Origin of the sequence: Streptomyces sp. UW30 (assembly GCF_008042075.1) — a bacterium.
Lineage (GTDB): Bacteria > Actinomycetota > Actinomycetes > Streptomycetales > Streptomycetaceae > Streptomyces.
Window position 1 is genome coordinate 292,661 of record NZ_RDBN01000037.1, and the last position, 5,164, is coordinate 297,824.

Consider the following 5,164-nt stretch of genomic DNA (forward strand, 5'->3'; position numbering starts at 1 on the left):
GATCCCGTTCTACATCTTCTACTCGATGTTCGGCTGGCAGCGCACCGCCGACCAGATGTGGCAGCTCGGCGACCAGCTCGCCCGCGAGTTCGGCGGCGGTCATGGAGGGCCGGGACTGGAGAAGCAGCACCATCTTGATGAGCCGGGCAGCACGCATACGGCCATGATGCCGGGGCCCGCTGACAACGAAGGGGTACGGCGGCCGCCGTACCCCTTCGTCCTGGCTACTGCTTTACAGCCCGTACTTCTCGCGCGCTTCCTTCACGGCCGTCGCCTTGACCTCGCCGCGCTTCGCGAGCTGGGCCAGGGCCGCGACGACGATCGACTGGGCGTCGATGCCGAAGTGGCGGCGGGCCGCCTCGCGGGTGTCGGAGAGGCCGAAGCCGTCGGCGCCGAGGGAGGAGTAGTCCTGCTCGACCCACTGGGCGATCTGGTCCGGGACCTGGCGCATGTAGTCGGAGACCGCCAGCACCGGACCCTCGGCACCTTGGAGCGCCTGACGGACGTACGGCGTGCGCTCCTCGCCGCGCAGCAGGGCCGCGTCCGCCTCCAGGGCGTCCCGGCGCAGCTCCGTCCAGGACGTCGCCGACCAGACGTCGGCCGCGACACCCCACTCCTCGGCGAGCAGCTTCTGCGCCGCGAGGGCCCAGTGGATCGCCGTTCCGGAGCCGAGCAGCTGGATGCGCGGGGCGTTCGCCGCCGTCACGGTCACGCCTGCCGACTCCGCCGTGTTGAAGCGGTACAGGCCCTTGACGATGCCCTCGTCCACGCCGTCCACGGCCGGCTTCGCGGGCTGCGGGAGCGGCTCGTTGTAGACGGTCAGGTAGTAGAAGACGTTCTGGTCCTCGCCCGGCGCCGCCTCGCCGTACATCCGGCGCAGACCGTCCTTGACGATCGCCGCGACCTCGTAGGCGAAGGCGGGGTCGTAGGTCAGCGCGGCCGGGTTCGTCGCCGCGATCACCGGCGAGTGGCCGTCGGCGTGCTGGAGGCCCTCGCCCGTCAGGGTCGTACGGCCCGCGGTGGCGCCGACGAGGAAGCCGCGGCCGAGCTGGTCGCCGAGCTGCCACATCTGGTCGGCGGTGCGCTGCCAGCCGAACATCGAGTAGAAGATGTAGAACGGGATCATCGCCTCGCCGTGGGTGGCGTACGCGGTGGACGCGGCGATGAAGTCGGCCATCGAACCGGCCTCGGTGATCCCCTCGTTGAGGATCTGGCCGTTCTTGGCCTCCTTGTAGTACATCAGCTGGTCACGGTCGACCGGCTCGTACGTCTGGCCCTTGGGGGAGTAGATCCCGAGGGACGGGAAGAGCGACTCCATGCCGAAGGTGCGTGCCTCGTCGGGGACGATCGGCACCCAGCGCTTGCCGGACTCCTTGTCGCGGACCAGGTCCTTGACCAGGCGGACGAAGGCCATGGTGGTGGCCACGTTCTGGGAGCCGGAGCCCTTGTCGAAGGAGGCGAAGGCCTTCTCGGCGGGCGCGGGCAGCGGGGCGAGCGTGTGCGTACGGCGGGCCGGGGCCGGGCCGCCGAGGGCCGCGCGGCGCTCCTGGAGGTAGCGGACCTCGGGGGAGTCGGCGCCCGGGTGGCCGTAGGGGACCTGGCCGTCGACGAACTGGCTGTCCGAGATCGGCAGCTCCAGCAGGTCACGCATCGTCTTGAACTCGTCCACCGTCAGCTTCTTCATCTGGTGGTTGGCGTTCTTCGACGCAAAGCCCTCACCGAGGGTGTGGCCCTTGACCGTCTGGGCCAGGATGACCGTCGGCGCGCCCTTGAACTCCACCGCGGCCTTGTAGGCGGCGTAGACCTTGCGCGCCTCGTGGCCACCGCGGGAGAGGTGGAAGCACTCCAGGATCTTGTCGTCGCTCAGCAGCTTCGCCATCTCGACGAGCGCCGGGTCCTTGCCGAAGAAGTCCTCGCGGATGTAGGCGGCGTCGCGGGTCTGGTACGTCTGCACCTGCGCGTCCGGTACCTCGCGCAGGCGGCGTACCAGCGCGCCGGTGGTGTCGAGCTGGAAGAGCTCGTCCCACGCGGTGCCCCAGAGCGTCTTGACGACGTTCCAGCCGGCGCCGCGGAACTGCGCCTCCAGCTCCTGCACGATCTTGAAGTTCGCGCGGACCGGGCCGTCGAGGCGCTGGAGGTTGCAGTTGATGACGAAGGTCAGGTTGTCCAGGCCCTCGCGGGAGGCAAGTGCCAGTGCCGCCGTGGACTCCGGCTCGTCCATCTCGCCGTCGCCGAGGAAGGCCCAGACGTGGGAGTTCGAGACGTCCTTGATGCCGCGCGCCGTGAGGTAGCGGTTGAAGCGCGCCTGGTAGATCGCCGACAGCGGGCCGAGGCCCATCGACACCGTCGGGAACTCCCACAGCCAGGGCAGCCGGCGCGGGTGCGGGTACGACGGCAGGCCGTCGCCGCCGGACTCCTGGCGGAAATGGTCGAGGTGCTGCTCGGTCAGCCGGCCGTCGAGGAAGGCGCGGGCGTAGATGCCGGGGGAGGCGTGGCCCTGGATGTAGAGCTGGTCGCCGGACCCGTCGGCCTCCTTGCCCTTGAAGAAGTGGTTGAAGCCGGTCTCGTAGAGCCAGGCGGCGGAGGCGAAGGTGGCGATGTGGCCGCCGACGCCGTATTTGGAGCCGCGGGTCACCATCGCGGCCGCGTTCCAGCGGTTCCACGCGGTGATACGGCGCTCCATCGCCTCGTCACCGGGCGCGGACGGCTCGGCGACGGTCGGGATGGTGTTGACGTAGTCGGTCTCGAGGAGCTTGGGCAGCGCGATGCCGGTGCCCTCGGCCCGCTCCAGCGTGCGGCGCATCAGATATGCGGCTCGGTGCGGGCCGGCCGCCTTGGCGACCGCGTCCAGTGAGGCCTGCCATTCGGCGGTCTCCTCCGGATCACGGTCGGGGAGCTGGTCGAGCGCGCTCGGCTGGATGGCGTTGGGGTCGGTCATGTCGCCGCCTTCCTCAGTCGAAGGGGGTTCCCTCATCGGTAAGGGTTCTGGGTTGCCCTTTTGTCTTTGGCAGGACAGGGCGGAGGGCCTCGGTGCTGTGACACCATGCGGCTCCGCCGCGCGGCCCGTCGGCGACTGTAACTCGCTGATCGATGATCGATCAAAGGGTGGAGGGCGAAAACCTCTTGATCACGAGAAAGTAGGCACGCGGTGCCTTTCGGACAGGCACCGGGTGCCGCGTTTTTCCAGGGTTTTCGCAGGTGGGGACGCGTATGAGCGGGGTGCCGCTCAACCTGTTCGAGCGGCTTCGCTCAGCGCTCGTGCCGCGGGGCGCAGCCCAGGACATGGGCCTTGACGATCTCGGCGATCCTCGGGTCCCGGCGCTGGAAGGCCGCCACCAGCTCCTCGTGCTCCTCCGCGTACGACTGCTGCACGGTGCCCAGCCAGCGGATGGACAGGGCCGTGAAGACCTCGATGCCGAGGCCCTCCCAGGTGTGCAGCAGCACCGAGTTGCCCGCCGCGCGGACCATCTCGCGGTGGAAGCCGACGGTGTGCCGCACCTGGGCCGTGCCGTCGGAGTTGCGGTCGGCCTCGTACAGGGCCGTGACGTGCGGATCCAGGGCGGAGCAGTTCTCCGCGAGGCGGTCGGCCGCGAGTTCGGCGGCGATGGCCTCCAGGCCGGCCCGGACCGGGTAGCTCTCCTCCAGGTCGGCGGCCGTCAGGTTCCGGACCCGTACGCCCTTGTTGGGCGCGGACTCGATCAGCCGCAGCGACTCCAGTTCGCGCAGCGCCTCGCGTACGGGTGTCTGGCTGACCTCCAGCTCGGTGGCGATCCGCCGCTCCACGATTCGCTCGCCCGGCTGCCAGCGACCGCTGATGATCCCCTCCAGGATGTGCTCGCGGATCTGTTCGCGCAGCGAGTGGATGACGGGGGCGGTCATGAGGGCTCCTTAGGGCGCGTTGACGTTTAGACAATAAGGCCGTTGTGCTCCGCGGGGGTGGCGCTTGAGGGGGCTTTAGTGCAGGTGAGACGAGACTTACACGGAGTGAGTGGGCCGGGTGCCCTGAGGGGGTTGCGGATGGCCTGCGAAAAGCCGACGCCCCGTCCGGAGGGGCTCCGGACGGGGCGTCGTACTGACTGATCGGCGATTACAGGCCGAGCTCGACCTCGAACTCGCCCGCCTCCAGGATCGCCTTGACCGCCGTCAGGTAACGGGCCGCGTCGGCGCCGTCCACCAGGCGGTGGTCGTAGGAGAGGGTCAGGTAGGTCATGTCGCGGACGCCGATGACCGTGCCCTCCTCGGTCTCGATGACGGCCGGACGCTTGACCGTGGCACCGATGCCGAGGATCGCGACCTGGCCCGGCGGCACGATGATCGTGTCGAAGAGCGCGCCGCGCGAACCGGTGTTGGAGATGGTGAAGGTCGCGCCGGACAGCTCGTCCGGGGTGATCTTGTTCGCCCGGACCTTGCCCGCGAGCTCGGCGGTGGCCTTGGCGATACCGGCGATGTTCAGGTCGCCCGCGTGCTTGATGACCGGGGTCATCAGGCCCTTCTCGGAGTCCACCGCGATTCCGACGCTCTCGGAGTCGAAGTAGGTGATCGTGCCCTCGGCCTCGTTGATCTTGGCGTTGATGACCGGGTGGGCCTTCAGCGCCTGGGCCGCCGCCTTCACGAAGAACGGCATCGGGGAGAGCTTGACGCCCTCGCGCGCGGCGAAGGAGTCCTTGGCCTGGCCCCGCAGCCGCATCAGGCGGGTGACGTCGACCTCGACGACCGAGGACAGCTGCGCCTGCTCGTGCAGCGCCTTGACCATGTTGTCGCCGATGACCTTGCGGATGCGCGGCATCTTGACGGTCTGGCCGCGGAGGGGGGAGACCTCCAGGGCCGGGGTCTTCTTGGCGGCCGGGGCAGCGGCGGCAGCGGGCGCCGGAGCGGCGGCTGCGGCCTTCGCGGCCTCGGCGGCGGCGATGACGTCCTGCTTGCGGATACGGCCGCCGACGCCGGTGCCCTTGACGGAGGCCAGGTCGACGCCGTTCTCGGCGGCGAGCTTGCGCACCAGCGGGGTGACGTAGGCGCCCTCGTCGGTGGGCTGGGCGGCGGCCGGAGCGGCCGGAGCCGGGGTGACCGGGGCCGCAGCGGCCGGCGCGGGAGCCGGAGCCGCGGGGGCGACCGGAGCCGGGGCGGCAGCGGCGGGCGCGGCCGGAGCGGCCGGAGCGGCTGGGGC

3 protein-coding genes and 1 pseudogene are annotated in these 5,164 nt (G+C 70.1%); 1 reads left to right on the forward strand and 3 read right to left on the reverse strand.

Annotated elements, in window-relative coordinates; all coding sequences use genetic code 11:
- Positions 1-91 (forward strand): annotated as a pseudogene (locus tag EAO75_RS45965) (hypothetical protein); the annotation flags it as partial.
- Positions 92-232: 141 nt separating this feature from the next.
- On the opposite strand, the gene aceE reads toward EAO75_RS45965, so the two are convergent.
- The 3 genes from aceE to sucB form a co-directional block, all read right to left on the reverse strand.
- Positions 233-2,938 (reverse strand): pyruvate dehydrogenase (acetyl-transferring), homodimeric type, encoded by a 2,706-nt coding sequence (aceE, locus tag EAO75_RS19880; protein WP_147996425.1) that lies wholly within the window; start codon positions 2,936-2,938, stop codon positions 233-235.
- Positions 2,939-3,249: 311 nt separating this feature from the next.
- Positions 3,250-3,879: a GntR family transcriptional regulator gene (locus tag EAO75_RS19885; RefSeq protein ID WP_147996426.1), complete on the reverse strand. Its 630-nt coding sequence runs from the start codon at positions 3,877-3,879 to the stop codon at positions 3,250-3,252.
- A gap of 208 nt (positions 3,880-4,087) precedes the next feature.
- Positions 4,088-5,164: 2-oxoglutarate dehydrogenase, E2 component, dihydrolipoamide succinyltransferase (gene sucB, locus EAO75_RS19890; protein WP_147997981.1), on the reverse strand; the 1,077-nt coding region annotated here is incomplete at its 5' end.

Excerpts from the sequence above, each read along its gene's own strand:
- aceE (WP_147996425.1), bottom strand. The coding sequence starts at position 2,938 with ATGACCGACCCCAACGCCATCCAGCCGAGCGCGCTCGACCAGCTCCCC.
- EAO75_RS19885 (WP_147996426.1), bottom strand. The coding sequence starts at position 3,879 with ATGACCGCCCCCGTCATCCACTCGCTGCGCGAACAGATCCGCGAGCAC.